Origin of the sequence: Bradyrhizobium betae (assembly GCF_050632175.1) — a bacterium.
GTDB lineage: Bacteria > Pseudomonadota > Alphaproteobacteria > Rhizobiales > Xanthobacteraceae > Bradyrhizobium > Bradyrhizobium betae_B.
In genome coordinates this window covers 250,604-274,535 of sequence record NZ_CP192576.1, presented here as the reverse complement: position 1 = coordinate 274,535, position 23,932 = coordinate 250,604, and the positions used below count along the sequence as shown (strand labels likewise).

Here is a 23,932-nt window from a genome sequence, read left to right as displayed (position 1 = left end):
TGTCAGGCGGGGCGGTCGCGGACACGAGTTGGTGAGGTTGCGGACTGGGCCAGCGATGTGTCGGGGTTAACCGCGGCTTAAGCGCGGCGGGTCTTTTGAGCTGCTTCGACCAGGCCGAGCGCCAATTGCCCTGCGGTCTCGACATAGGCGAGATCGCGGTGGATCAGCATCACGGTGGTGGCGCCGTCAAGCAGGATCACGAGCTGGCGTGCGAGCGCCGTCGCGCCGGCAACGCCGTGATCGCGCAACTCCGTTGCGAGCCACGTCTCAAAACGCTTCTTGTGCGCCGCGCCCGCCTTGACCGCCGGATGTGCCGGCGTGTTTGCGAGTTCGGCGATCGTGCGCAGGAAGCCGCAGCCGCGCCATCGCGGCGTATCCACCGAGCGACCGAGTTTTGTGAAGAGACCGCGGACCTTGTCGGCGACCCCACCGTCAGTCTCCGCGAACCAGCGCCTGTAGAGCTCCAGCGTCGGCTGGTCGCTGGCCGCGATGGTTGCGGCGACGAGTTCGTCCTTGCTGGTGAAGTGATAGTACAGCGTCTTCTTGGTGACGCCCGCCTTCTCGGCGATCGCGTCCATGCTCGCCGCCCGGATGCCTTCGCCATAGAACAGGCGCGTCGCCGCAACGACGATCTGATCGCGGGTGGTGTCGCCTTTCCCTGACATCCGCGCAATGTATACCGCCTAGTGAGTATACACAATGCGGCCGCTGTGGCTGACTCCCTATCCTGTTCGATCTGGAAGGAGCTGCGACTTGTCCGACCTGGTACTCTCCGAGACGCGCGGCGCCGTCGCGCTGTTGACGTTCAATCGCCCGAACAAGCTCAATGCGCTGAGTTACGCCCTCATCGACCGCCTGATGGCGGTGCTCGACCGCATCGAGGACGACGCAAAGATCCGGGCGGTGGTGCTGACAGGCGCGGGCGATCGCGCCTTCTCGGCCGGTGCCGACATTGCCGAATTCTCGGACAGCGTGAGGGGCGGGCCGGATGTCGCGGTGAAGCGAATTCGTGCGGCGCGGGCAGGGGATGACGGCGCGCCTGGAATCGTTTCCAAAGCCGATCATCGCCGCCGTCAACGGCATAGCTTTCGGCGGCGGCTGCGAGATCACGGAAGCCGTGCATCTGGCCGTTGCGAGCGAGCGGGCGAATTTTGCCAAGCCCGAGATTGCCATCGGCATTACGCCGACCTTCGGCGGCACGCAGCGCCTGCCGCGGCTCGCGGGCCGCAAGCGGGCGCTGGAGCACCTGTTGACCGGAGATTCCTTTTCACCACAGCGAGCGCTGGAGATGGGACTGGTCAACCGCATCGTGCCTCACGAGCAACTGCTGGACGCAGCCTTCGCGCTGGCGGATCGGATCACGCGGCATTCACAGCTGGCGGTGGCCCGAATCATCACCGCCGCCACGCGCGGGCTCAACGTCTCGATTTCGGAAGGTCTCGCCATCGAGAGCGAGCAGTTCGCGCGCATGGCCGCGACACAGGACACGCGCGAGGCGCTCGATAGATGGCTCGCCGCCCGCGCGCAGCGCTAGACGCCGCGGGGCTGTGTTGACGGCTGCGACGACGGTGGCCGGTTCCGCAAACCGTCCAGGCGGAGCGCTGGCAACCCACGATTCACCATAAGCGCGACGGCAAGGCATCGGGGAGATAAATCCGCAACCCATCCTGTCCATTGTGGCCGGGCCTGGTGCCGCATTGGCGCCCGGAGAAGCCAGGCCAGACAGGGTATTCGATTGTGTCCGATCTCACCGGTGCAGCACGATGGCTGGAGCCCGTCGCCGACATGGCGCCGCGACCGAACATCTGGCTCGCCTGCCTGATCGCACTGACCGCGCTGCTGGTGTTCGGCAATCTCGCCAACGATGCCGTGCTCGATGTCAAATATGGCTGGGACGTCCGGGTCAATTGCGCGGCGGTCGATGCGCATGTCGCCGGACTTGATCCCTACGTCGTCAAGAATCTGAAAGGCACCCGGCTTTCCTATCCCTATCTGCCGGTGACGCTGGATGCTTTCCGTCCCCTGTGTGCGGGCGGCGTTCTGGTCGGTCACTATCAAGGCGCCTTTTTCGCTCTCGCCGTGCTCTGTGGGCTGCTCCTGCCCGGTCTCGGCCGCGCGCGCCCGGGTGCGCGCGACGTCGGGCTCAGGGTGCTCTGCGCGCTCGGTGCCTTCGTCGGTTTCGAATGGGTGCAGGCGCATGGCAATTTCGCCATTCTAAGCGGCGTCCTGACCGCGATCGCGCTGAGGCTCCTGCTTTCTCTGCCTCCCTCCCGAACGGCGGAGCACCGCAGCTCTCTGCTGCATCTGGCCGGCGCTGCGCTGCTCGGCCTCGTGATGTCGTTCAAGCTGGTGTTCTTTCCCGTGCTGGCTGCGCTGTATTTCCTGCCGCTGCCGCGCGGCCGCAAGCTGGTGCTGATTGCGGTGGCGGCGTTCAGCTTCGCATTGCCGATCCTGATATCGTGGCTGGGGTACCCCGATCTGTTCGCCAGCTGGCAGCTTGCGATGGCCGGCAAGATTCCCGACCAGCACGTCGTCGATCTCTTCGAGCTCAATCCGTCGCTGCTGCTGCTGGTGCGGGACCTCATGGCCCATGCCGGCCTCGGTGGCAGCAAGCCGGCCATCTTCGCGACCTACGCATTCGGAGCCCTCGCGCTGGTGCTGGTGCCGTTCGCCTTGTCCGTCTTTCGCGCGGTCGCAAGCCGGCCGTTGCGGGAAGGAGAAACGCTTCTTGCGCGACTGGATCGCTGGCTGATCGATCATCCCCGCGCGGCCATGCGCATCACGGTGCTGGCCATGTTTGCGCTCTACCTCTGCTCGCCGCGTCTCAAGGAATATGCCTTCTTCGAGCTCGCGCTCTATGCCGCGATCCTGCTCGTTGATCTCCCGGCGACGGCACTCGCCGCCGTTCTCACCGTCGCCCTGCTCGTTCCCTCGTTGAACTCGCTTGTGGGACATTCGGCTCGAGGGCAGTTATCTGCTGCTCGTTGCCGCGGCGGCATGCTTCTGGATCCTGCTGCTCGATTTTCGGGCGGAGCCGAAACGCCTCGATCAGGAGGTTGCGGATGCATGAGCGGCGCTGCGGCCGCAGGACGCATGTCACTGGATGGATCGGATTCCGGCTCGCCTCGGTTTACGCCATCCGATTTTGAGATCTTGCTGGTGCGGGCAGCCGGGGTCGAACCGGCACAGCGCTTGCGCACCGAGGGATTTTAAGTCCCTTGCGTCTACCAATTCCGCCATGCCCGCTTGATCCAACGAGATCAAACACTTAAGTCCACCTCCGGCCGTCTGGAATTGGCGCGCGTCGCGGGCCGGATGGATGGTTCTTTCCTTAAGCGAGGCGGCCGCGCAAGGCAAAGCCCTCAATCCGGACATCTGACCCTGCTTTAGGCATTCTCAATTCAAAAGGACTATCTTCCCGGCATGCCTGTTTCGTTTTCCTTCCGCCTGCGCTCATGTTGCGCGGCTGCCGCGCTCCTCGCGGCCGGTTTCGCGCTGTCCGGCTGCGCGGGTATGAGCGAGACGATCGCTCCGGCTTTCGCCGATCCCGCCAAATACGAATTGTACGACTGCAAGCAGCTCGAGGCGGAGCGCAAGTCGCTGGCCATCCGCACGGCGGATCTGCAGAGGCTGATGGACAAGGCTGAGACGGGGACCGGTGGCGCGGTCGTGTCCGAGCTTGCCTATCGCAACGACTACGTTGCGGTGCGTGGGCAGGCGCAGCTCGCCGAAGACGCCTGGCGGCGCAACCGGTGCCGGGAAACCCCGCCTGGTGCGCCATCGGCGACCTCGGCGCCGCAGCGGCCGGACATCAAGCCGGCGCCGCAATCTGGTCGCACCGTTCGCTGAGCCGAATTTCGCCCTCAGGGGCGCCAGCCGTAGATCCAGTCCTGCCGCGCCAGCATCCGCTCGGGCCCGAGCGCGCGGATCGCAAGATCGCGCGCGATCGCGAGCGGCCCGCCCAAATGATAGATGCGGCCCTGCTGCCGCGCGGTCCGCTGCACCCGCCGCACCCGCGCCTCACGCGCGCGGCCATATTGCTTCAGCGCGGCCGTGATCCCGGCCGTGCTCTCCGCGGCTTCAGGGCTCAAATGCCGGGCCAGCACGGCGGCATCCTCGATCGCCATGCCCGCGCCCTGGGCCGCGAATGGCAGCATCGCATGCACGGCATCGCCGAGCAGCGCGACCGGGCCGTTGTTCCACGGGCAGCCATCGGGCACGCCGAACAGCGCCCATTTGCGCCAGGTGTCGACCGCGGTGAGCATCATCTCGCGCCGCCGGCGGCCAGCGCGGCGCGGCGAAGGCGTCCATCACCTCGAACGGATCGCCCGGCGTGCTCCAGCCCGGCCTGTTCCAGGTGCCCGGCAGCACCGCGACCACGTTGATCTGGCGTCCGCCCGCGATCGGGTAGGCGACGAGATGGGCGTTCGGCCCCATCCAGAGCTGCACCCGCCGTGCAGTGAAATCCTTCGGCAGTTGCGTCGCGTCCAGCGTGCCGCGCCAGGCGATCAGCCCGGAAAAGCGCGGCTGCACGTCGGGGAACAGATGCTGGCGCACCGTCGACCAGATGCCGTCGGCGCCGATCAACGCGCTCGCAAGATCGCTGCGGCGGATCGTGCCGCTGCGGTGGACGACTGTCAGCCCCTGGCGTGGGGCGCGACATCCTCGAAGGTCGCACCCAGCTTGAGGTCGATATCGGGATGATCGGACACCGCGCCTGATAGTGCCGATTGCAGGTCGGCGCGGTGCACCACCCAATAGGGGGCACCGGCGCGCGCGGACGCGGCTTCGCCCAGCGGCATGCGCAGCAATTCGCCGCCGGCCCGCGCGCTCATGACGCAGAGCGCCTCGGGCGTGACGGCGCGCAGCGCGAGCCGCTCGGTGAGGCCGAGCTCGACCAGCACGCGGCTGGCATTGGGAGAGAGTTGCAGGCCGGCGCCGACTTCCTCGAGCCGCTCGGCCTTTTCCAGCACCACGATGCGGAAGCCGCGGGCCGCGAGCGCAAGCGCGGCCGTCAGTCCACCGATGCCGGCACCGGCGATGACAATCGTTCGGGAGAGCGTCACCCCTGACCGATGCGGGCGGTCAGGCCACCTTGTCCTTCAGCACGCATTCCGGCGGACGGGCTTCGCCCGGCTTCAGGTCGGCGGCGAAGCGGTACAGCGTCGAGCAGTAGGGACAGATGATCTCGTTGTCGTTGCCGAGGTCCAGGAAGACGTGCGGATGGTCGAACGGAGGGTTGGCGCCGACGCACATGAACTCTTTCGAGCCGATCTCGATGACGGGAACGCCGGCATCGTTGTGGAAGTGCGGGACGACATGGTCGGACATCGTAGTTCATCCTGGAGTGGCAATGGCGGCAGACACAATCAAGCACTGACGCGGCATCTTTGAGGCGCCGCGGACCATACTGGCGGGTGCAGCTGATTGCTAGTCCGGCGGAACCGATAGGTCCGCATTGCCCCATGCTCATTTGCTCATGCAAATTCGACACAATCTTGCGGCCTGAGAGAAGCCCTTCTTTCGTCGGGGACGTTGTGTCGCAATTTTGGCATACTATGTCTGTGGACAAGCGGAATTGCGACGAAAGACGAACAGGCGCAACCGTCATCAGGACGTCCGGGCTTTTGGCATGAAGTGGCTGCGAATCAGCACAGCGTTGACCGGGATTGCGGCCTGCAGCTTCCTGCTCGCGCAGGTGGCGCCGCATGCCCGCGAGGCCGGCGCGATTTTTGCCGCCCAGGACGATCCGGCTGCGTTGTCCGAGCTCAAGCTCGACGCGGCTCTCGCGCAGAACGACCGCCTGGTTCAGGACAATATCGAGGCCGCGCTGTCTGCCGGCGATGCCGACCTCGCCGACAGTTTCGTGGCTCTGGCGCGTGACCGCAACATCGCGCTATCAGACGATCTGCTGAGCCGCGTGAGCGATGCGGTCAAGGCCGAGAATTCCACCGCGCATTTTGCAAAGCGGTTTGCCACCGGCCTCGTCACAGGGAATGCCGACGATGTCGCGAGCCTGTCCGGGACGGTGGCCGGCGATCTCTTCGTGATCGGCGACGTCAGGGACGTCGTGCGCGAGGGCAAGCACCTCGTGATGGGCGAGGAAACCGACCGCCTCATCCTCGGCCTTGCGACGGCGGGCCTTGCGGTGACGGCCGTGACCTACGTGTCGGTCGGTGGCGCGGCGCCGGTGCGCGCCGGTCTGACGCTGGTGAAGGATGCGCGGAAAGTCGGGCGGCTCGGCGAGGGCCTCGCGAAATGGGCCGGCCGGTCCGCGCGCGAGGTCGTCGATGCGCCGATGCTTCAGAACGCCGTCGCCAAGGGGTCGGTGTTCCGTCCCGGCGAGACCGTCAGCGCGATCAAGGCTGCGTTTCGCGTCGAGAAGGCCGGCGCGCTGGTCCGGCTCGGCAAGGACGTCACGCGCGTTGCCGAGAAGACCGGCACGCGCGGCGCCATGGACAGCCTGCGGATCGCCGAAGGCCCGAAGGACGTGGCGCGCGCGGCACGGCTTGCGGAAGCGCAGGGCGGCAAGACCCGCGCGATCATGAAGCTGTTCGGCCGCGGCGCGCTGCTGCTCGTCGGCGGCGCGTTCAATCTGACGCTCTGGCTGTTCGGCGCGGCGCTGACGCTGTTCGGCCTGGTGTCGTCGATCAAGGCGACCACCGAACGCCTCACCCAGGCCTGGTGTGATCGCAGACGGGCGCGGCGGCTGCGCCGGGCGCAGCTCGCCGCTGAGTCCGCTCTGGCGAACGCGGCGCTGACCGCCTAAGATCAATCTCTCCCCCTCGATACCGGAATTGCTGATGCCGAGCTTTCACAACGGCGACGTTGAAATTGCCTATCTCGACGAAGGCGAGGGCGATCCGATCGTCCTGGTACACGGCTTTGCCTCCAGCAAGAACGTGAACTGGGTCTATCCGACCTGGGTCTCCGAGTTGCGCAAGAACGGCCGCCGCGTCATCGCGCTCGACAATCGCGGCCATGGCGACAGCGCCAAGCTCTACGAGCCCGCGCAGTACTCGATCCCCACCATGGCCGGCGACGTGCTCGCGCTGATGGATCATCTCGCCATCCCGCAGGCCGACGTCATGGGCTATTCGATGGGCGGACGGATGACGGCATGGCTTGCACTCAACGAGCCGCAGCGCCTGCGCTCGGCGATCCTCGGCGGCATCGGCATCGGCGGCCTGATCGAGGGCACCGGGCCCGGCGAGAACGTCGCGGAGGCGCTGGAAGCGCCCTCGCTCGACGACGTCACCGATCCCGTCGGCCGCACCTTTCGCGCATTCGCCGATCAGACCCGCTCCGACCGTGTGGCGCTCGCCGCCTGCCTGCGCGGCACGCGCGATCTGATGACGCGGGAAGAAGCCGCGCGCATCGACGTGCCCGTGCTGATCGCGGTCGGCTCGACCGACGACGTCGCAGGCTCCGCCAGCGCGCTCGGCGCCATCATTCCGGGCTCGGAAGTGCTCGATATCCCCAACCGCGACCACATGCGCGCGGTCGGCGACAAGGTCTACAAATCAGGCGTGCTCGACTTTCTCTCACGCCGCGGTTGAGCTGTCGTCTGCCGGTTCGTCCCCAACCCGCTGCGCCAACGCCATCAGCACCACGAACGTCGCAACCCAAACCATCCGCGCGCCATAGCGGTCGTGCGGGCCTGATATCACGGCGCAGATGAAGGCGTTGCCGAGCAGCGCCAGCGTGACGGTCGCCGCCAGCAGCGTCAGATCGTCGAGCCGGCGGCGCGCGAGCGAATGCGCGAGCAGGGCCACCAGCCCCAGCATCGAGATCAGCGCGACGGGGACGTGCAGCCAGTTGACGTACGCGAAATCGATGCCCCAGTGCTGCTGGCGCGCCGCGCGCATCGGCGCGACCTGGGCGGGGATATAGCGCTCGATGATGCCATAGGTGTGCGGGATCCAGACGCTGGCGCCTTCGCCGGTCGCCACATGCAGCAATTGCTGCCCCATCGCGCGCAGTGCCGCGCCGGCCTGCCACGCCGGATATTCCTTGAGCGACTCCACGACGATGGTCCCCATCTCGTCGTTCAGGCCTTCGAACCGGCCGAGCGTATTGAACACGCTCTTGCCCCACAGGAAATCGTCGGCGGTTGCCGGCAGTTCGTTGCGATAGGGGCAGAGCTTGTACTGCTTGCGCGGGCAGTGGTCGTTGAGGAAGCGCGCGACGATGCCGTCCTGCATCATGCGGCCGAAGGCGACGCCGGTGCCGCCGGGGGTCCAGGCCCATTTGCCCGACAGCGCGTGGTTCGCCGCCACCAGCATCAGGCCGCCCGCCACAATCGTCAGGCTCGCCTGCGCCAAGCCGGCCATCGGCAGACGCGGCCCCAGCAACGGCCGCACCATCCAGCCGGCAACGCAGAGCCCGAGCAGCACGCCGAGCGTGGCGCTGTGGGTGGCGGCGGCAAACGCCGTGAAGACGAACAGCGCGATCTTTTCGAGCGTCGACGTCCTGTTACCACCGACGACCAGCAGGAACAGCGACAGGATCGAGAGCCCGGCAAAAATGTCGGTGAGCAGCATGCTCGCGATCCAGGGCAACGCGGTCGACAGGATCAGCAGCAGGCTGATCGCGACGAAGCGAAAGGTCTGCATCATCGAGAGCACACGCAAGGTGAGCTGCAACAGCCACAGCGTCGCCAGCGACTGGAGGGCGAGGTTGATCCAGAAGCCGAAACTCTCGCCATAATGCAGATAAAGGCCGAACACGGTGGAGCGGCTGGGGACGAGATAACCTTCGTACCAGCGCGCCAGATAGCCGCCGGTATCCCATTGCAACAGCGGGTAGCCGTTCCAGAACGCCGGTGCGATCATCAGGAGGGGCAGGGCTGCTGCCGCAAGTCGCAGCCAGAGCGAGCCCGTGGCGGGGCTGCGCCGATGATCGGTGGTCGTGGTGGTCAAATCCGCTCCGTCCTCTTCCGGACCAAGTCTGCAATAGCCTCTGGAATGGAATTCACCAATAGTTTGCGGCCGCATGGCTTGAATTTGCCAAAACCCTGACCATTTTGAGCCAACCTTGCCGCTTGGGGGCGTCAGAAGAAGCTATTGTGTTTCAAGGCGTTGGCATGCTTTCGCGGGGCAACGCGCTGTTCACTCTCAGGCAAGCCTGTCAGGACTTTGTCGCCTAGACTGTGTTATAGAGCCCGCCAAACGAGCCCATTCGAAAGAGCAGATCCCAAAGAGAAAACCCATGGCAGTGCATCAGGTCAATCCGGGAGGAAAGCTCGCGTCCCTCGATCCGATCTGGGATCGGATCCGCGGCGAGGCGGAAGACATTGTCCATCGCGAGCCCGAGCTTGCGACCTTCATCTATTCGACGGTGCTGCATCACAGCCGCCTGGAAGATTCGGTGATCCATCGTGTCGCCGACCGGCTCGATCACTCCGCGCTGTCGGGCGATCTGGTGCGCCAGACCTATGACGAGGCGCTGCGCGACGATCCCGATCTCGGCAACGCCTTCCGCGCCGATCTCGTCGCAGTCTACGATCGCGATCCCGCGACCTCGCGCTTCATCGATCCCTTGCTCTACTTCAAGGGCTTCCACGCGATCCAGACCCATCGCCTCGCGCACTGGCTCTGGCTGAAGGGCCGCAAGGATTTTGCGTATTATCTCCAGAGCCGCGCCTCCGCGGTGTTCCAGACCGACATCAATCCCGCCGCGCGCATCGGCCGCGGTATCTTCCTCGACCACGCCACCGGATTCGTCTGCGGCGAGACGGCGATCATCGAGGACGACGTCTCGATCCTGCACGGCGTCACGCTCGGCGGCACCGGCAAGGAGAACGAGGACCGTCATCCGAAGATTCGCCACGGCGTGCTGATCGGCGCCGGCGCGAAGATTCTCGGCAATATCGAGATCGGCCATTGCGCGCGCATCGCCGCGGGCTCGGTCGTGGTCAAGCCGGTGCCTCACAACGTCACGGTTGCCGGGGTGCCCGCCAAGATCGTCGGCGAAGCCGGCTGCGCCGAGCCGTCGCGCACCATGGATCAGATGATCAACGCCACGGGACTTTGAGACATGGGTCCTTTAGGAGCCGGGGCTTTGATCCCGTGAGGTGAGGGCCGGATTCTCCGGCCCTTTCGTCCCCAAATTGTTTGGCAATTCATGCTGGCGGTTCGTCGCGTCTCGTCCTAAAAGCCCGCCAGCCAATTTCGATCGGAGACTTGCCGTGGACGTCAAAGAAGTCAGAAAGCTCGATGCGTATCTGAAGCGCGTATTCGGCAATCCCAAGATCCGCGTCGTGCCGCGGCCGAAGAAGGATGATTCCGCCGAGGTCTATATCGGCGAGGAATTCATCGGCGTGCTGTTCGTCGACGACGAGGACGATGATCGCTCGTTCCAGTTCCAGATGGCGATCCTCGAAGACGATCTCGTCGATCAGGAATAGTTGTTGATCTTTACCTCGCCCCGCTTGCGGGAGAGGTCGCATCGCATCGAAGATGCGATGCGGGTGAGGGGGAGTCTCCGCGAGTCCAATTGTCGCCGTCCTCGCGGAGACTCCCCTCACCCCAACCCTCTCTCCGCAAGCGGGGCGAGGGGGCGCAGCGTCTCCACCGAGGGATTCTGGATTGCTTCGCCGCGCTCGCAATGTCGAGGACAGCATTTCGCCACCCATCACTCGCCCGATAGGGACAGCCCCGCGAGAAGCGGAGCGTATGCGGCTAGCCTTCTTGATACGAACTCCGTGAAGAGCCTCACGCGCTTTGTCTTTCGTGTCTCCCCTTGGGTGAGGAGCCAAACCGTTCCGTACATATGCAGCTCGGTGCCCGGCACCCTCGCCAGCAGAGCGTCGGCATCGCCGACGAAGCACGGCAGTGTCGTCATTCCGATCCCTTGGCGTGCTGCAACGATCTGCGCCTCGGCGTCCGTGACCCGGAATGGAACCTCCGTGGTGCGAACCTCACCGGCGCTGGCCCAATCCGGAATTCCATGCATGCTGATGACGATCCACCTGATGGGATCTGGCGCGGCCGCACGCCACGCGGCCAGCCGATCCCTGGACATGTAGACGCCGCCGAACAGCTCCGGCCCCTTCAGGCCGTGAAGATTGAGCGGGAGGGTTTTGCGGTCGTAGACGACGCGGATCGCGACGTCGGCCTCCCGGTTGGTCAGATTTGCCAGCTCGCCGAGTGACAGGATATCCATCTCGATGTCAGGATGCAGCCGCGCGAAATCGGCGAAATCCGGCATGAGCAGGTGGGTCACGAGGGGCGGCGCCAGCGTCACCCGCAGACGCCCGCGCACGCTCTGGTCGCGCCCGAAGACGCGCGTCTCCAACTGGTGCGACGACGCTTCCATCTGGTCCGCGAATTCGAGCACCTCCTCGCCCGCGGCCGTCAGGCGGTAGCCCGACGGCAGCTTTTCGAACATGTGCACCCCGAGGCGTTCCTCGAGCTGGGCGATGCGTCGCAGCACGGTCGCGTGGTTCACGCCGAGGCGCTCGGCGGCCGCCTGCACCGAGCCGCCGCGCGCGACGGCCAGAAAATAGCGAACGTCATCCCAGTCGATCATGGTGCAATCCCGCACCGCTCGGTGCGTCCTTCAAAACCCGTATCCAGTGCTTCGTACAGCAGTCCGGGCGGTCGTCATAGCTCGTGTCGACACGGCTCATTGCGGCCGGCGCCGGTCGTCCAGCCGGATCGATTTCGCACCACCGATGTGCGCGCTTCCGCACTCCACGCCTGACTCCGGCGGACCTAAGTGGAGGTTCTCAGGGGCAGATGCTGTCCCGGCGAATGGAGACATCATGGGAAAGCTTCAAGGCAAAGTTGCAGTCATCACGGGTGGATCGAGTGGCATGGCGCTGGCGAGCGCCAGGCGGTTCGTTGAAGAAGGTGCGTATGTTTTCATCACGGGCCGGAAGCAGGAGAAGCTCGACGAGGCCGTCAAGCTGATCGGCCGCAACGTGACCGGCGTGCGCGGCGACGCGGCCAATCTCGACGACCTCGACCGCCTGTTCGACACGGTCAAACGGGAGAAGGGCAAGATCGACGTCCTGTACGCCAGCGCCGGCATGGGCGACGCCGCCCCGCTGGGCCAGATCACCGAGCAGCAATTCGATGCGACCTTCGGCTTGAATGCGCGCGGCACCTTGTTCACGGTCCAGAAGGCGCTGCCGCTGCTCAAGGATGGCGGCTCGATCTTCATGACCGGATCGGTCGCCTCGCTCAAAGGTTTTCCCGGCTACAGCGTCTATGCGGCGAGCAAGGCGACGCTGCATGCATTCGCCCGCGGCTGGCTCAACGAATTGAAGGGCCGGAATATCCGGGTGAACGTGCTGCACCCGGGGCCGATCGCCACGCCGATGCAGGACGAGGTGCTCACAGAGGAGGCGAAGCGGATGTTCGAATCCTTGATCCCGCGCGGCACGATGGGGCGTCCCGAGGAAATCGCCGCGGTCGCGGTCTTCCTGGCTTCCGACGATTCCAGCTTCGTGAACGGGTTGGAGCTATCCGTCGACGGTGGCTTCTCGGCCATCTGAAATCGTGCCCGATCGCGGCTACGTGCATCGCTCGAACGGCGGCCTCTCTCGCGAGGGCCGCCGCGCAGCGGAACGGGGGATCCCGTACGCGATCGGATCGCGCGTGATCCGATCAGGGCGAAATGGAGAATTGCCATGAGCATCGAGAACAACATCCAGACCGTGAAGGATTTCTTCGCCGCGATCGGTCGCGGCGACAGGGAAGGCTTGCTGGCGCTGGTCGCCGAAGACATCGAGTGGATCGTCCCCGGCGAGGACTGGCCGCTGGCCGGCACGCATCGCGGGCACGCGGGGCTGGCGAATTTGCTCAAGACGGCGTCCACCGCGATGGAGACCTCCACAGAACCCCGGGAGTTCGTCGCGCAAGGAGACCGGGTTTTGGTCGTCGGCTTCGCGAAGGGCAGGATCAGAGCCACGAACAAGACGTTCGAGGACGACTGGATCTTCGCCATCACCGTGCGCGACGGCAAACTGACCAGCATCCGCGAATACGTCGATACACAAGCGCTGGCGCGAGCCGCGCAGATGGGCGCGTCCGGAAAGGCGTAGCGCCGGCGATCTGCGACCCCAACCGTAAAAGGAGATACCGATGTACGACCAATCCAAGCTGTCCGAGTTGATCCGGTTCGCACGCGTAGAGGCGGGCTCGACCGTGATCGACGTTTACCCAGGCGACGGTGACTGGACCCGTCTCTTCTCCGAAATCGTAGGACCCGAAGGCCGCGTCTACAGCTTCGTGCCGGCCGAAGTCGCCCACTTCAAGAACGATCCGGTCGGCCGCATGCGGACGCTTGCGAAGGAGCCGGGCCGGGAGAACGTCGACGTCGTCTCGACGGACCTCGTGGCGATGCAGGACGCCATCCAGCCGGCGGATGTCCTGTGGCTGCACCTGTTCTATCATGACCTCCACACCGCGCTGATCCAGGCCAGGGGCGCGACGGCGGCCCACTTCAATCGAGCTGTGTACGAGCGGCTGAAGCCCGGTGGATCCTACGTCATAGTCGATCACGCCGCCGCCGCCGGGGTGGCCACGGGCGACGCCCAGTCGCTGCATCGGATCGAGCCCGCATCCGTCCGCGCGGAGGTGGAGGCGGCCGGCTTCGTGCTGGACGCGGAAAGCACCATGCTCGCGAACAAGGATGATCCGCACGCGATCAAGGTGTTCGATCCCTCGATCAAGGGCCAGACCGATCGCTTCGCCTATCGGTTCGTGAAAACCTGATCGGTCCTGCTACCGGGGGCGATCTTGCACGCCGAATGACAAAGACGCAGCTTCATGACTGCAATGCCGGCAGGCTTCAGGTCGTCCGATGCCCGCCGGTGGCCTCATCAAATCGACCACGCCATGATGCCATCATGCGCCTGTTTTGCCCGGCGCGTCAAGTTGTTTTTCTAAAAATACGAAATTCCAGAAATACGAAGCCATGGCAGTGGCATGGCTACTGTGCATGGGGTTGTTTTCGACATTCGTTGTCGGAGGCCCGGTCCCGCGGTGGCGGAGAGCGCGCTCAGCCCTTCGGCCCGCGCAACTGCACGGTCAGCCTGTCCATCGCGTTCGCCACATCCTGCCATTGCGACAGCCAGCTGCGCGGAAAGCGGAAGGTGAGGTCGGCGCTGCCGACGCGGCGCTCGGAGAGGCACATGCCGGGCGTGGACGCATCACGGGTGCAGCGCGCGGTCAGCGCGGGGCTTGTCGAGGAGTAGAAGTCCTCGCTGCCGTAGGGGGTCTCGGCGCGGAACATCCGCATCGTCAGCCCGTCGGCGGGCATCGTTGCTGCCTGGTCGAAATAGCGCGGATAGATCGTGGCCGTGCGCTGCTCCGGCGCCAGCGCATCGTGATGGGCCGCGATCGACACGAAGATGCGGTCGATCGGCTGCATCGTCGTTTCCACCGCATCGGCGGTGACATGCTTCGGTGCGCCCGGCGGCTCCAGCGAGGGATACAGGAAATCGAGGTCGATGCGCTCTTGCGGTCCGGAGTGCCGCTGGATCTTCATCCGGATCGCGGCCGCCGGCAGGTTGAACAGCGTGCCGCCGACGCTGACCGGCAGCTTGTCCGGCGCGCTCGCGCCGCCCGCGCCCCAGGTCGGCCACAGCAGGTAGGCGACGAGCGCGACCGCGCACACCGCGGCGGCGCCGCCGAGCATGATCGGGACGACGTGCGCCCGGGGGCGCGTCCTGGAGGACCGGGAAGAGGTTGCCGAAAATACCGTCATGAGTTGCGCGAGCGACCGGAGGTCGGCCGGTGGCCGACGAATCAGCGGCGAATATGCCATGCGGCAGCGATTTCGCGGAGCATTCCAGGCTCGCGGGCATGGGGGAGGGCCCTGCGCCATCGGGCGGGCCTTGTTAACCTTCCCTTAAGGATAATGTAGCGTTAACCGGCACTATTTGTCACAGGTAGGCTCCGGCGTTGCGTAAGGGCGGACCGTTCCGATGACACCTGAAGCTTTCAACACCTTGTTCTCGATCTGCATCGGCTTCGCGCTCGCGGGCGCGCTCGTGAACGGGTACCAGGCGCTCGCACAGCGGCCTGCCGGGTTCGGCCTGTTGCAGGACGGTGTGGCGCCGAAGACCTTTGCCGCGGTTCCATTCCTGGTGTTCGCGGCGCCCTTCATCATCATGCGCAACACGCTGCGCGGCATGCGGGTCGAAAGCCGCCGCGTGGAATTCGTGATGATGGCAACCGTCATCGCCGGCTTCTGGAGCATGATGAGCGGCACCTTCTTCCTGATGACGCTGCGCGCGACCGGCGTGCTGGGCTGACGCGCGAGTCCGGGCCAGGCCCTTTGCTTCGGGGCCACTGTTTCGCTATGGCTGGGTCAGAATGACAGGAGACCTCCATGGCGATCTATGAGCTCGACGGGCAGGCGCCCGATCTTCCCGCCGACGGCAATTATTTCATCGCGGAAACCGCCACCGTGATCGGCCGCGTGCGCCTGAAGCCGGGCGCGAGCGTCTGGTTCGGCGCGGTGCTGCGCGGCGACAATGAGTGGATCGAGATCGGCGGGGGCGCCAACGTGCAGGACGGCTCGACCTGCCACACCGACCTCGGCTTTCCCATGGTCATCGGCAGGAACTGCACCGTCGGCCACAACGTCATCCTGCACGGTTGCACCATCGAGGAGGGCGCGCTGATCGGCATGGGCTCGATCGTGATGAACGGCGCGAAGATCGGCCGCAACAGCATCGTCGGCGCCGGCTCCGTCATCACCGAGGGCAAGGAGTTTCCCGAGCGCTCCCTGATCATCGGCTCGCCCGCGCGCGTGATCCGCAACCTCGACGACGCGCAGGTGCAGAAGATGGGAAGCGCGGCGAGGTTCTATGTCGCCAACGGTCCGCGCTTCAAGAAGGGCCTGAAGCGGATCGGCTGAACTCAGCTGCCTTCGGACTCTCGCGCTTCCATCGCGCCGGCGGTCTTCTCGTGGCCGGCAGACCACAGCGCGTGCTCGTCACTGCCGCTCTGATAAGGATTGGCCTCGGAAGGAATGTTCTCGCGCGCGGCGCGTTCGCCCTCTGCAAAAGGATCGCGGTCGGTCATCGTGACTTTGCCTTTCTGATTTTGGGACGCGCTGTCGTCTTCGTAGTCTCGCCGCCGCGTCCCAATTGCTTCAGCTTGTCGAACGTGGCCTCGTCGAACGCGATCAGTTTGCGCATGATCGCGCCAGCCCTTCCTTGGCTCAAGCTGATGCGGCGGCATTTGTTCCGGAACGGGTCTTGATCCGGGCCGTTGACTGCCAAAGGAGAATTTCCGATGGCCCCGTCGTCCGCAACCGCCTCCATGAGAACACTGATCGTGATCCTCAGTCTCGCCGCGATGCCGGCTGTCGCATTCGCGCAGGCGAGCGGTGGCACGGGCGGCTCCGCTGGATCGACCGGAGGTGTCGCCGGCTCCCCATCGCCGGCGCCCGGCACCAACAGCCTCGGCACGGCCCAATCGTCCGGCGCGGCTCCCGGGACCGGGATGACCACCGGTACGGCTGGGCCTACCGACGCCGCCGTCAATGCCGAGAACCGCATTCTCGACAAGAAGCTGAAGAGCATCTGCCGCGGCTGCTGATGCTCGCGCGGAAGTGAGCCGGCTCGTCTGTCATCCCCCTCGAGTGACGCTAGTTTGCCTCGCGTTGGAGCGTGGACAGTTTCCACGCGGAGGATTGCGTGATGTTACGGAAGGTGATGTTGGCGGCTCTGGCCATCGTGGCGGTCGGCTTGTCGGTCCCGCAGGCGGCACAGGCGGGCGGCCATGGCGGTCACGGTGGTTGGGGCCACGGCGGTGGTGGCTGGGGCCATGGTGGCCACTGGCATGGTGGCGGCTTCTGGCCGGGCATCGGGATCGGCGCCGGCATCGCTGGCGCCGGCTACTATGGTGGCTACTATGGCTACGGACCCTATTATTACGGTCCCGGTCCCGCTTACTATTCTGAGGACGGTGGCTATGGCGGTTGCTACGTCGCCCGCAAGCGCGTCATGACGCCGTCAGGCTGGCGATACCGTCGCGTGGATGTTTGCGAATAGCGGCGACGCTGGGCGGTCCGTTAAAAAACAAGGTCGTTGACGCAGTATACCGTCAACGACCTTGCCAGCCCCGGACATTGAAATCGGCTCACGCCATCCGGTAACCGCTACCATCGCGCGGAATCATACGGGCAAATGTGATCCAGTTCACAAGCGGCGAAAATAATAGTCCAATTGCGTCGATGTCCGGTCAGCTGCGCGATTTGCCGCGTTTTCGCGCGCTGGCATGATGCCTGGCAGGTTTCCTGCGGGTAACCGAGGGCGTTTCGGCCTCGGTCGTCCGGGCGCTGGCAAAGGACTGCCGCAGATTGTCGATGGACTCATTCAGCGTGGTGACTTGCTCGGACAGCCGCTTGGTATCGGCTTGCTGCGCCGCCATCAGCCGTCTCATCGTCTGAAGCTGGTCCTGCACGACCTGCAACTGGTCGATTGATTCCTGCTGTGTCGCCTCCAGCCCCTTGGTCTTCTCGACCAATTGCTCCGAGGCCTGTGCGGTGCGGGCCTGAAGCTGCCGCGACGCCACCACCCGATCAGCCTCAGGGGCTGCCCCCGTGTAGGCACGCCAGATCGCGATTGAGGTCACGCCGGCGATCAGCAGGAGGAGGGCGGCGGCGGTCAGCGCGATAGGCTGGGCGCCAAGGCGAAGGAGGGGATGGGACCGTGAATCCTCTGCGAGATCGATCATCGCTGACAAAACCCAAATTGAAACTTGGTGAGTGGCGAAGACCGGCAAGCCGAAAGCCGCCGGGGCGTCCCGAAAGCGTTACTGTTCGGCAACAATTGGGACCAAAAAGAGGCTGGCCTGCCCAGATCAGCGCAATAAGCGGAAAAAGAGGTTTGATAATACCCTAAGCGCCGTGCCTCGTCCGCTTCGGCGCAGGCCGGATCGCGGGCGCCCCGTCCGAGGAGGCGCCGCCAGCCTGATTGATCGATGCCGGGCGGATCAGTGATCCGTATCAGAATCGGTAGGCGATGCCGACCGTCGCGGTGTGGGTGCGGGCCTTCACATGCGCAGTGAAGCGGTCGTCGAACACCAGCCCGTTGGCGGTGAAGAAGGTCTGGGTGAACGTCGAGAAAGCGGCATAGCTGTAGTCGGCGCGCACCACCCAGTGACCGGCGATCATCTGCTCGACGCCGCCGCCGACGGTCCATCCTATTCGCGTTGACGCATGGGTTTCGTTGTAGGAGGCGCCCGTGCAGTAGCTGCCCGGAACCGAGGTACAAGTGGCGTTAAGTTCGAAGCGCTGCCACGCCACGCCGCCGGTGCCGTACACCAGTGTAGCGGGCGTCACGAGATAGCCGAGCCGGCCGCGGAGGTTGCCGTCCCACGTTTCCTTCACCGAGGCGGTGGGGAGTTCGTTCGCCGGTGCTCCGAAATACAGACCTGTGATCCCCGGTGCGGGATTGGCTCTCTTGCTGGCATCGGCCCAGCCGAAATTGCCTTCGGCACCGGCAACCCAGGACGTCGAGATTTGCGCATTGTAGCCGAGATAACCGCCGAACCTGGCCGCGACGCTATCCATCGCGCCGCCGGTGCCGGCCGTTGGTACGAAGATGCCGACGCCGAGACCGGGGGCGACGTCGCTGGTCTGCCAGTCATTCTCTCCCCAGCGGGCGCCGATCGAAACACCGGCGTAAAATCCCGACCATGACGGCGCCGCAACCGGCGGCGCTTTTACCGGCATGTCGGCCGCCAGCGCCGGGCTCATCAAGGCAGCCCATGCCAGCGACCCGGCAACGGTCGAGATCAAGTATTTCACCACGTTCAGCCCCACCGCGCCCCGAATCTGCAAATGATTTCAGGCAAGCTCGCAGCTCACTGAATCGGTCGCAACAGCATTGGAACTCGGCGCTACAATAGGTTCACGATGTTGCCGACAGGACACGCCGCTTCCGGCAGAGAGCAGCACCGTTGCGCAACGCTTACGGTTGGTAGCTCGACAACATGCCGGAATAAGTCTTCGACCGCGGCGCTGCATACGGCCCGAGTCGCGAGGTCGTCAGCCCCAGCCGCACCAGTGATTCCGCCAGCGTCACGGCTGCGGCGATACCGTCGATGACGGGCAGGCCGTGCTCCCTGGAAAGCTCGGCAGCGAGATCGGCCATGCCGGCGCAGCCGAGCACGATCGCCTCCGCACGGTCGTCGCGGATCGCGGCCGTAATCTCAGTGGAGATCTTTGCGAGCGCATCGGTATTGCGCTCCTCGAGCGCGAGCACGGGGACCTCGGCGGCGCGGACGCGGGCGCAGCGCTCGGCGAGACCGTATTTCCGCAAATTGTGCTCGATCGGCACGATGGAGACACCGAGCGTCGTTACCACCGCGAAGCGCGCGGCGATCAGGCTTGCCATGTGGAAGCCGGCCTCGCCGATGCCGATCACCGGCGCCTTCGCGGCGGCGCGCGCGGCGTCGAGGCCGGTGTCGTCGAAGCAGGCGATGATGTGGGCGTCCGCGCCGTCGCGGTCGGCGTCACGGATGCAGCCGAGCATTCCGGGGACGGCAAAGGCCTCGTCGTAAAAGCCCTCGATCGAGACCGGGCCCATCGCGGGCTGGCGCGCGTCGATCTCGGTGCCGGGCAACGCGACGCTGCGCGCCGCAGCGGCAATCTTCGCCGTCATCGACGCGGTGGTGTTGGGATTGACGACGTGAAGTCGCATCGCGATCAGACGAGTCCCTTGCCGGCGTCCGAGCCTTTGGCCGCCTGCCGCTTGTTCAGCACGTGGATGGTGCCGAGCGCAAGCGTGATCACCGTGAACGAGACGGCCGAAATCACGGTGCCGAGTGCATAGATGTCGGGGTTCGTCACGGTGGTGGTGAGGCCCTGCAGATCCAGCGGCAGCGTGTTCACGGCCCCGATCGCCTGGCTGGAGCGCGCCAGTTCGTCCCAAGACAGCGTGAAGCCGAACAGGCCGATGCCGATCACGGAGGGCAGGATGATCGGCAGCACGACATGGCGGAAGGCCTGCCACGGCGTCGCACCGAGATCGCGCGCGGCTTCTTCGAGCCGCGGATCGAAGCGGTTGAAGATCGCGAACATGATGAGCAGGCCGAACGGCAGCGTCCAGGTCAGGTGCGCGCCCAGGCCCGAGGTCAGCAGGCCCATCGATGTCTCGAAATTCTCGTTCCAATGCGCCTTGATCAGATCGTCGATGATGCGGAATTCCAGCGAGATGCCGAGCGATGTAATGATTGAAGGAACGATGAGGCTCGCGATCGCCGAATAGAACAGGATGCTCTGCGCCCTGAACTTGCGGCGGAACGCCATGCCGGCGGCGACCGACAGCACGACGGTGACGATCATCACGATGATGCCGAGCAGCAGCGAGCGGCGGAATGCCGCGCCGAGATCGACGATTCCGGTGCCCTGGAACAGTTTTGCGATCCAGAACGTCGACACGCCGTTCATCGGGAAGGTGAGGCCGCCCTGCGGTCCCTGGAACGACAGCACGTAGATCGCGATCATCGGGCCGTAGAGGAACAGCACATAGGCCGCGAAGAAGATCGCGAGCACGTAGAACGAGCGCGAGCGTCCTTCCGTCATGCCCTATAGCTCCTTCTTGATGTCGACGATGCGCGACATCATGGAGATGATCAGGAAGGTGATGATCAGCAGGATCACGGCGTTGGCGGCTGCGGCCGGGAATTGTAGCGCGTTCACCCGCGTCTCGATGATCTTGCCCGCGGCCGCGATCTGCTGGCCGCCCATCACGCCGATGGTGATGAAGTCGCCCATCACGATGGTGATGACGAAGATCGAGCCGATCACGATGCCTGGCTTTGCGAGTGGAATGATGACGTTGACCAGCGTCTGGAAGCCGGTCGCGCCGGCGTCGTAGGCGGCCTCGATCAGCGACTTGTCGATGCGCACCATCGAATTGAAGATCGGCACCACCATGAAGAAGGTGAAGAGGTGGACCAGCGCCAGCACCACGGAGAATTCGGAGAACAGCAGCCATTCGATCGGCTGGTGGATCAGCCCCGTCTTGACCAGGCCGGAGTTGACGAGGCCGTTGCGCCCCAGCAGCGGAATCCATGCGATCATGCGGATCACGTTTGAAGTCCAGAACGGGATCGTGCAGAGCAGCGACAATCCCATTTGCCAGGTCTTGGACTTGACGTGGAAGGCGAGGAAGTAGGCGACCCAGAAGCCGATGAAGAGGGTGATGGCCCAGACCATGAAGCACAGCTTCAGCGTCATCACATAGGTCCGGCCGATCGTGCAGAGCTCTGGCAGCTTGTCGATGCAGCCTTCGAACGTATCGGTGTAGCCGCGGCCGGAGAAAGCCGGCAGCAGCTGATATTCGTTGTAGTCCCAGAACGAGACGATGACGACGAAGACGAGCGGAATGAGGAAGAAGGCGAGAAACACCAGCATCATCGGCCCGGCCTGGAGCCAGGAGATGATTGACGGCGACAGGCGCGTCGGCTTTGCGGCGCGCGCCGTACCGGACCCCGGGATCAATCCCGGGGATGCCTGTTGCAGAACCTCTTCCGACATGTCCATCACGCAGCGATGAACTCATTCCATTTGCGGACCATGTAGTCGTTCTCGTCCATCACGGCGTTCCAGCAGGCGACGCCGCCCATGCGGTCCTCGTACGAGCCGCCGTCACGCACGGCGCCGGCCTTTTCGAGCAGCGAGCCGTCGGGTGCCTTGATGTCCTTCTCGGCGGGCTTGCCTTCCATCCAGTATGCCCACTCGTAGGGCTCCATGTGCGCCTTCGCGGTCGAGAGTACGGCCGAGTAGTAGCCCTGACGGTTGAGATAGGCGCCGGCATAGCCTGATAGAAACCAGTTGACGAACTCATAGGCCCATTCGAGCTTCGGACCCGACACGCCCTTGGAGACGCAGAAGCCCGAGGCCCAGGAGCGGTAGCCTTCCTTGAGCGGCTGGAAGGTGCAAGCGATGCCCATCGAGCGCACTTTCGTCACCGCGGGCGACCACATCGACTGAATGACAGTTTCACCTGATGCCATCAGGTTGACGCTCTCATTGAAATCCTTCCAGAACGCGCGGAACTGGCCGGCCTTCTTGGCTTCGGTCATCACCTTCATGGTGAGATCAATCTCTTCCTTGGTCATGTTGCCCTTGTCGGCGTATTTGTACTTGCCGGAGGCTTCCACGACCATTGCGGCATCCATGATGCCGATCGAGGGAATGTTGAGGATCGAGGCCTTGCCCTTGAACTCGGGATTGAGCAGTTCCGACCACGAGCTGATCGGCCGCTTGATCAGGTCGGGACGAATGCCCAACGTGTCGGCGTTGTAGACCGTCGGGATCAGCGTGACGAATTCGGTCGCCGACGTCGCGAACTTCTTGGAGTCCTTGCCTTCGAGATACAGCACCTTCCAGGGCGCGGTGCCCTGGCCGCCGATCTTCTTGCCGCCGGGCGTCTCGCCCTTGGTGAAGACAGGCGTGATGTTGCCGAACTCCTTGATCTTCCTGGCATCGAGCGCAAGGATGTTGCCCGATGGCACGATCTTCTTCAGCGAGAAATATTCGGTGTCCAGCACGTCGAAGGAGTTCGGCTGGGTCATTACGCGCTTGGTGACGTCGTCGGTGGTCGCGGTGATGTATTCGATCTTGATGCCGGTGTCCTTCAGGCACTGCTTGGAGATGTCGTCGCCCTCGTTCACGGCGGTGCCGAGATAGCGCAGCACCTTGGTCTCCGCCGACTTCACATAGGGAAAGCCGGTGATGGCGCCGGAGCCGGCCGCGAGGCCGGCGAGACCCGCGGTGCTCTTCAATAGTGTGCGGCGGCTGACACCGGTCGTCTTGGTCGTCTCGGTCATATCGCTCACTCCTCTGTTTTGCGCATTTCTTGAGATGACGGCGCTATTGCAGGCGCTGCGCCTTGGCGGGATCCCAGGTGGCCAGCACGCGATCGCCCGGACGGAACGGGTGAACGTCGAAGGCAGCCTCGGGGAGATGGGAGAACAGGGCGGTGCCGTCGTCCAGCGTGAGCGAGACGGCGATGTAGGAGCCCTGGTACTCGGTCTGGGTCAGCAGCGCAGGCGCGCCATACGCGCCGTCAACGAACGGCACGATGCCGAGCTGATCGGCGCGCACGGCGATGAGTTTGCCGGCGTCGCTGAGGACGTTGTGGCCGCCGATGAAGCGCGCCACGAATTCGGTGCGGGGGTGGTGGAAGATCTCGCGCGCGGTACCCTGCTGCTCGATCCTGCCCTGGTTCATCACCACGATGTGGTCGGCGAGGGCCATCGCCTCTTCCTGGCCGTGGGTGACCTGGATGAAGCTGATGCCGAGTTCGCGCTGCAGCCGCTTGAGCTCACCGCGCATCTTCACCCGCAGGAACGGGTCGAGCGCGGAGAGCGGTTCGTCCAGCAGCAGGATCTGCGGCTCTGTGATCAGCGCGCGGGCGAGCGCCACGCGCTGCTGCTGGCCGCCGGAGAGCTGCGCCGGGAGCCGGGCCGCATAGGGCGTCATCGCCACCAGTTCGAGCAATTCACCGGCGCGCTTGTGCCGCGCCGCGCGATCGACGCCGCGCATTTTCAGGGCGAACGCGACGTTGTCGAGCACCGTCAGGTGCGGAAACAGGGCGTAGGACTGGAACATCATCGCCGTGCCGCGCTTGGCGGGCTCGAGATCCGTGACGTTCTGCGCGCCGAGGATGATGTCGCCCTCGCTGACCGCCTCATGGCCTGCGATCATCCGCAGGGTCGAGGTCTTGCCGCAGCCGGAGGGGCCGAGCAGGCAGCAATAGGTGCCGGCCGGAATCTTCAAATTGACGGTGTCGACCGCCAGGGTCGTATCGTAGCGCTTGGTGACGGCGACCAGTTCGAGGGCAGCGGGAGTGGCCATGGCGTGTCCGAGGCGAGGGCGATGCTTTCAGCCTCTCTCCGCAAGGTCCGTGCCAACCGTCCTTGGCCGCTTAAATCTCAAAACTGTGAAGCGG

General features: G+C 64.8%; 28 protein-coding genes, 1 tRNA gene and 2 pseudogenes. 13 read left to right on the top strand and 18 right to left on the bottom strand.

The window, feature by feature from the left end:
• Positions 1 to 77 precede the first annotated feature (77 nt).
• On the bottom strand, positions 78 to 665 hold the full coding sequence (locus tag ACQ86E_RS01475) for a TetR/AcrR family transcriptional regulator (protein WP_431203894.1): 588 nt from the start codon (positions 663 to 665) through the stop codon (positions 78 to 80).
• Positions 666 to 753: 88 nt separating this feature from the next.
• Here ACQ86E_RS01475 and ACQ86E_RS01470 point away from each other — a divergent pair.
• Positions 754 to 1,534: pseudogene (locus ACQ86E_RS01470) on the top strand (crotonase/enoyl-CoA hydratase family protein).
• Here the strand turns inward: ACQ86E_RS01470 and ACQ86E_RS01465 are convergent.
• The 3 genes from ACQ86E_RS01465 to ACQ86E_RS01455 form a co-directional block, all read right to left on the bottom strand.
• On the bottom strand, positions 1,531 to 2,199 hold the full coding sequence (locus tag ACQ86E_RS01465) for a hypothetical protein (RefSeq protein ID WP_431203893.1): 669 nt from the start codon (positions 2,197 to 2,199) through the stop codon (positions 1,531 to 1,533). The pseudogene ACQ86E_RS01470 and the gene ACQ86E_RS01465 sit on opposite strands and share 4 nt — an antisense overlap.
• Before the next feature lie 15 nt (positions 2,200 to 2,214).
• Positions 2,215 to 2,955, bottom strand: a complete 741-nt coding sequence (locus ACQ86E_RS01460; RefSeq protein WP_431203892.1) for a hypothetical protein — start codon at positions 2,953 to 2,955, stop codon at positions 2,215 to 2,217.
• Positions 2,956 to 3,157: 202 nt separating this feature from the next.
• Positions 3,158 to 3,246, bottom strand: a tRNA-Leu gene (locus ACQ86E_RS01455).
• A 177-nt stretch (positions 3,247 to 3,423) separates the two neighbouring features.
• Between ACQ86E_RS01455 and ACQ86E_RS01450 the strand changes: the two genes are divergently transcribed.
• A complete protein-coding gene (locus ACQ86E_RS01450) occupies positions 3,424 to 3,849 on the top strand; it encodes a twin-arginine translocation pathway signal (RefSeq protein WP_431203891.1) in 426 nt (141 codons plus the stop codon).
• Between the two features lie 14 nt (positions 3,850 to 3,863).
• Here the strand turns inward: ACQ86E_RS01450 and ACQ86E_RS01445 are convergent.
• Positions 3,864 to 5,066, bottom strand: a pseudogene (locus tag ACQ86E_RS01445) (FAD-dependent monooxygenase).
• Positions 5,067 to 5,085: 19 nt separating this feature from the next.
• Complete coding sequence (locus ACQ86E_RS01440; protein WP_131871198.1) at positions 5,086 to 5,331, bottom strand: zinc-finger domain-containing protein; 246 nt, start codon at positions 5,329 to 5,331, stop codon at positions 5,086 to 5,088.
• 301 nt (positions 5,332 to 5,632) lie between these two features.
• On the opposite strand from ACQ86E_RS01440, the gene ACQ86E_RS01435 reads away from it, so the two are divergent.
• Both ACQ86E_RS01435 and ACQ86E_RS01430 read left to right on the top strand, forming a co-directional pair.
• Positions 5,633 to 6,769 carry a hypothetical protein gene (locus tag ACQ86E_RS01435; protein WP_431203890.1) on the top strand — a complete coding sequence of 379 codons (1,137 nt, stop codon included), beginning with the start codon at positions 5,633 to 5,635 and terminating at the stop codon, positions 6,767 to 6,769.
• 34 nt (positions 6,770 to 6,803) lie between these two features.
• Positions 6,804 to 7,559, top strand: coding sequence for an alpha/beta fold hydrolase (locus ACQ86E_RS01430; RefSeq protein ID WP_431203889.1), 756 nt, complete (start codon positions 6,804 to 6,806; stop codon positions 7,557 to 7,559).
• On the opposite strand, the gene ACQ86E_RS01425 is transcribed toward ACQ86E_RS01430, so the two are convergent.
• Positions 7,545 to 8,921: a hypothetical protein gene (locus ACQ86E_RS01425; RefSeq protein WP_431203888.1), complete on the bottom strand. Its 1,377-nt coding sequence runs from the start codon at positions 8,919 to 8,921 to the stop codon at positions 7,545 to 7,547. The genes ACQ86E_RS01430 and ACQ86E_RS01425 overlap by 15 nt on opposite strands.
• Before the next feature lie 289 nt (positions 8,922 to 9,210).
• Here ACQ86E_RS01425 and cysE point away from each other — a divergent pair, with 289 nt between their 5' ends.
• On the top strand, positions 9,211 to 10,035 hold the full coding sequence (gene cysE / locus ACQ86E_RS01420) for a serine O-acetyltransferase (protein WP_431203887.1): 825 nt from the start codon (positions 9,211 to 9,213) through the stop codon (positions 10,033 to 10,035).
• A 154-nt stretch (positions 10,036 to 10,189) separates the two neighbouring features.
• Entirely contained in the window at positions 10,190 to 10,408 is a 219-nt protein-coding gene (locus tag ACQ86E_RS01415; protein WP_007602550.1) for a DUF3126 family protein, read from the top strand.
• 227 nt (positions 10,409 to 10,635) lie between these two features.
• Here ACQ86E_RS01415 and ACQ86E_RS01410 read toward each other — a convergent pair whose 3' ends face one another.
• Complete coding sequence (locus tag ACQ86E_RS01410; RefSeq protein WP_431203886.1) at positions 10,636 to 11,532, bottom strand: LysR family transcriptional regulator; 897 nt, start codon at positions 11,530 to 11,532, stop codon at positions 10,636 to 10,638.
• A 235-nt stretch (positions 11,533 to 11,767) separates the two neighbouring features.
• On the opposite strand from ACQ86E_RS01410, the gene ACQ86E_RS01405 reads away from it, so the two are divergent.
• The 3 genes from ACQ86E_RS01405 to ACQ86E_RS01395 all read left to right on the top strand — a co-directional run bounded on the left by ACQ86E_RS01405 (position 11,768) and on the right by ACQ86E_RS01395 (position 13,724).
• On the top strand, positions 11,768 to 12,502 hold the full coding sequence (locus ACQ86E_RS01405; RefSeq protein WP_431203885.1) for an SDR family NAD(P)-dependent oxidoreductase: 735 nt from the start codon (positions 11,768 to 11,770) through the stop codon (positions 12,500 to 12,502).
• Between the two features lie 135 nt (positions 12,503 to 12,637).
• The gene (locus ACQ86E_RS01400; RefSeq protein ID WP_431203884.1) at positions 12,638 to 13,051 is read left to right on the top strand and encodes a nuclear transport factor 2 family protein; all 414 of its coding nucleotides are present in this window, start codon (positions 12,638 to 12,640) and stop codon (positions 13,049 to 13,051) included.
• A 40-nt stretch (positions 13,052 to 13,091) separates the two neighbouring features.
• Positions 13,092 to 13,724, top strand: a complete 633-nt coding sequence (locus ACQ86E_RS01395) for a class I SAM-dependent methyltransferase (RefSeq protein ID WP_431203883.1) — start codon at positions 13,092 to 13,094, stop codon at positions 13,722 to 13,724.
• Positions 13,725 to 14,010: 286 nt separating this feature from the next.
• Here ACQ86E_RS01395 and ACQ86E_RS01390 read toward each other — a convergent pair whose 3' ends face one another.
• Entirely contained in the window at positions 14,011 to 14,718 is a 708-nt protein-coding gene (locus ACQ86E_RS01390; protein WP_431203882.1) for a hypothetical protein, read from the bottom strand.
• Between the two features lie 220 nt (positions 14,719 to 14,938).
• Here ACQ86E_RS01390 and ACQ86E_RS01385 point away from each other — a divergent pair, with 220 nt between their 5' ends.
• Complete coding sequence (locus ACQ86E_RS01385) at positions 14,939 to 15,268, top strand: DUF6949 family protein (protein ID WP_151649496.1); 330 nt, start codon at positions 14,939 to 14,941, stop codon at positions 15,266 to 15,268.
• 77 nt (positions 15,269 to 15,345) lie between these two features.
• Positions 15,346 to 15,876: a gamma carbonic anhydrase family protein gene (locus tag ACQ86E_RS01380; RefSeq protein WP_431203881.1), complete on the top strand. Its 531-nt coding sequence runs from the start codon at positions 15,346 to 15,348 to the stop codon at positions 15,874 to 15,876.
• 2 nt (positions 15,877 to 15,878) lie between these two features.
• On the opposite strand, the gene ACQ86E_RS01375 is transcribed toward ACQ86E_RS01380, so the two are convergent.
• Both ACQ86E_RS01375 and ACQ86E_RS01370 read right to left on the bottom strand, forming a co-directional pair.
• A complete protein-coding gene (locus ACQ86E_RS01375; RefSeq protein ID WP_431203880.1) occupies positions 15,879 to 16,043 on the bottom strand; it encodes a hypothetical protein in 165 nt (54 codons plus the stop codon).
• On the bottom strand, positions 16,040 to 16,285 hold the full coding sequence (locus tag ACQ86E_RS01370) for a hypothetical protein (RefSeq protein ID WP_431206658.1): 246 nt from the start codon (positions 16,283 to 16,285) through the stop codon (positions 16,040 to 16,042). Before ACQ86E_RS01370 ends, ACQ86E_RS01375 begins: the two co-directional genes overlap by 4 nt.
• On the opposite strand from ACQ86E_RS01370, the gene ACQ86E_RS01365 reads away from it, so the two are divergent.
• Both ACQ86E_RS01365 and ACQ86E_RS01360 read left to right on the top strand, forming a co-directional pair.
• A complete protein-coding gene (locus ACQ86E_RS01365) occupies positions 16,257 to 16,562 on the top strand; it encodes a hypothetical protein (protein WP_431203879.1) in 306 nt (101 codons plus the stop codon). The two genes, ACQ86E_RS01370 and ACQ86E_RS01365, sit on opposite strands and share 29 nt — an antisense overlap.
• A gap of 101 nt (positions 16,563 to 16,663) precedes the next feature.
• Positions 16,664 to 17,017: a hypothetical protein gene (locus ACQ86E_RS01360; RefSeq protein ID WP_431203878.1), complete on the top strand. Its 354-nt coding sequence runs from the start codon at positions 16,664 to 16,666 to the stop codon at positions 17,015 to 17,017.
• A gap of 190 nt (positions 17,018 to 17,207) precedes the next feature.
• Here ACQ86E_RS01360 and ACQ86E_RS01355 read toward each other — a convergent pair whose 3' ends face one another.
• The 7 genes from ACQ86E_RS01355 to ACQ86E_RS01325 all read right to left on the bottom strand — a co-directional run bounded on the left by ACQ86E_RS01355 (position 17,208) and on the right by ACQ86E_RS01325 (position 23,838).
• The gene (locus tag ACQ86E_RS01355) at positions 17,208 to 17,702 is read right to left on the bottom strand and encodes a hypothetical protein (RefSeq protein WP_431203877.1); all 495 of its coding nucleotides are present in this window, start codon (positions 17,700 to 17,702) and stop codon (positions 17,208 to 17,210) included.
• 271 nt (positions 17,703 to 17,973) lie between these two features.
• Positions 17,974 to 18,780, bottom strand: coding sequence for an outer membrane protein (locus ACQ86E_RS01350; RefSeq protein ID WP_431203876.1), 807 nt, complete (start codon positions 18,778 to 18,780; stop codon positions 17,974 to 17,976).
• Between the two features lie 160 nt (positions 18,781 to 18,940).
• Positions 18,941 to 19,672 carry an aspartate/glutamate racemase family protein gene (locus ACQ86E_RS01345; protein WP_431203875.1) on the bottom strand — a complete coding sequence of 244 codons (732 nt, stop codon included), beginning with the start codon at positions 19,670 to 19,672 and terminating at the stop codon, positions 18,941 to 18,943.
• A gap of 5 nt (positions 19,673 to 19,677) precedes the next feature.
• Positions 19,678 to 20,556: an ABC transporter permease gene (locus ACQ86E_RS01340; protein ID WP_431203874.1), complete on the bottom strand. Its 879-nt coding sequence runs from the start codon at positions 20,554 to 20,556 to the stop codon at positions 19,678 to 19,680.
• Between the two features lie 3 nt (positions 20,557 to 20,559).
• Positions 20,560 to 21,519 carry an ABC transporter permease gene (locus ACQ86E_RS01335; protein WP_431206645.1) on the bottom strand — a complete coding sequence of 320 codons (960 nt, stop codon included), beginning with the start codon at positions 21,517 to 21,519 and terminating at the stop codon, positions 20,560 to 20,562.
• Positions 21,519 to 22,808: an ABC transporter substrate-binding protein gene (locus ACQ86E_RS01330; RefSeq protein WP_431203873.1), complete on the bottom strand. Its 1,290-nt coding sequence runs from the start codon at positions 22,806 to 22,808 to the stop codon at positions 21,519 to 21,521. Before ACQ86E_RS01330 ends, ACQ86E_RS01335 begins: the two co-directional genes overlap by 1 nt.
• 43 nt (positions 22,809 to 22,851) lie before the next feature.
• Entirely contained in the window at positions 22,852 to 23,838 is a 987-nt protein-coding gene (locus ACQ86E_RS01325) for an ABC transporter ATP-binding protein (RefSeq protein WP_431203872.1), read from the bottom strand.
• Between the last annotated feature and the right edge of the window lie 94 nt (positions 23,839 to 23,932).

Coding starts and splice junctions, on each gene's coding strand:
- ACQ86E_RS01330 (WP_431203873.1), bottom strand. CDS start 22,808: ATGACCGAGACGACCAAGACGACCGGTGTCAGCCGCCGCACACTATTG.
- ACQ86E_RS01400 (WP_431203884.1), top strand. CDS start 12,638: ATGAGCATCGAGAACAACATCCAGACCGTGAAGGATTTCTTCGCCGCG.
- ACQ86E_RS01365 (WP_431203879.1), top strand. CDS start 16,257: ATGGCCCCGTCGTCCGCAACCGCCTCCATGAGAACACTGATCGTGATC.
- ACQ86E_RS01360 (WP_431203878.1), top strand. CDS start 16,664: ATGTTACGGAAGGTGATGTTGGCGGCTCTGGCCATCGTGGCGGTCGGC.
- ACQ86E_RS01410 (WP_431203886.1), bottom strand. CDS start 11,532: ATGATCGACTGGGATGACGTTCGCTATTTTCTGGCCGTCGCGCGCGGC.
- ACQ86E_RS01380 (WP_431203881.1), top strand. CDS start 15,346: ATGGCGATCTATGAGCTCGACGGGCAGGCGCCCGATCTTCCCGCCGAC.
- ACQ86E_RS01450 (WP_431203891.1), top strand. CDS start 3,424: ATGCCTGTTTCGTTTTCCTTCCGCCTGCGCTCATGTTGCGCGGCTGCC.
- ACQ86E_RS01405 (WP_431203885.1), top strand. CDS start 11,768: ATGGGAAAGCTTCAAGGCAAAGTTGCAGTCATCACGGGTGGATCGAGT.
- ACQ86E_RS01395 (WP_431203883.1), top strand. CDS start 13,092: ATGTACGACCAATCCAAGCTGTCCGAGTTGATCCGGTTCGCACGCGTA.
- ACQ86E_RS01345 (WP_431203875.1), bottom strand. CDS start 19,672: ATGCGACTTCACGTCGTCAATCCCAACACCACCGCGTCGATGACGGCG.
- ACQ86E_RS01440 (WP_131871198.1), bottom strand. CDS start 5,331: ATGTCCGACCATGTCGTCCCGCACTTCCACAACGATGCCGGCGTTCCC.
- ACQ86E_RS01390 (WP_431203882.1), bottom strand. CDS start 14,718: ATGACGGTATTTTCGGCAACCTCTTCCCGGTCCTCCAGGACGCGCCCC.
- ACQ86E_RS01355 (WP_431203877.1), bottom strand. CDS start 17,702: ATGATCGATCTCGCAGAGGATTCACGGTCCCATCCCCTCCTTCGCCTT.
- ACQ86E_RS01385 (WP_151649496.1), top strand. CDS start 14,939: ATGACACCTGAAGCTTTCAACACCTTGTTCTCGATCTGCATCGGCTTC.
- ACQ86E_RS01435 (WP_431203890.1), top strand. CDS start 5,633: ATGAAGTGGCTGCGAATCAGCACAGCGTTGACCGGGATTGCGGCCTGC.
- ACQ86E_RS01340 (WP_431203874.1), bottom strand. CDS start 20,556: ATGACGGAAGGACGCTCGCGCTCGTTCTACGTGCTCGCGATCTTCTTC.
- ACQ86E_RS01335 (WP_431206645.1), bottom strand. CDS start 21,519: ATGGACATGTCGGAAGAGGTTCTGCAACAGGCATCCCCGGGATTGATC.
- cysE (WP_431203887.1), top strand. CDS start 9,211: ATGGCAGTGCATCAGGTCAATCCGGGAGGAAAGCTCGCGTCCCTCGAT.
- ACQ86E_RS01460 (WP_431203892.1), bottom strand. CDS start 2,955: ATGTCCCACAAGCGAGTTCAACGAGGGAACGAGCAGGGCGACGGTGAG.
- ACQ86E_RS01475 (WP_431203894.1), bottom strand. CDS start 665: ATGTCAGGGAAAGGCGACACCACCCGCGATCAGATCGTCGTTGCGGCG.
- ACQ86E_RS01325 (WP_431203872.1), bottom strand. CDS start 23,838: ATGGCCACTCCCGCTGCCCTCGAACTGGTCGCCGTCACCAAGCGCTAC.
- ACQ86E_RS01370 (WP_431206658.1), bottom strand. CDS start 16,285: ATGGAGGCGGTTGCGGACGACGGGGCCATCGGAAATTCTCCTTTGGCA.
- ACQ86E_RS01375 (WP_431203880.1), bottom strand. CDS start 16,043: ATGACCGACCGCGATCCTTTTGCAGAGGGCGAACGCGCCGCGCGCGAG.
- ACQ86E_RS01465 (WP_431203893.1), bottom strand. CDS start 2,199: ATGCGCCTGCACCCATTCGAAACCGACGAAGGCACCGAGCGCGCAGAG.
- ACQ86E_RS01430 (WP_431203889.1), top strand. CDS start 6,804: ATGCCGAGCTTTCACAACGGCGACGTTGAAATTGCCTATCTCGACGAA.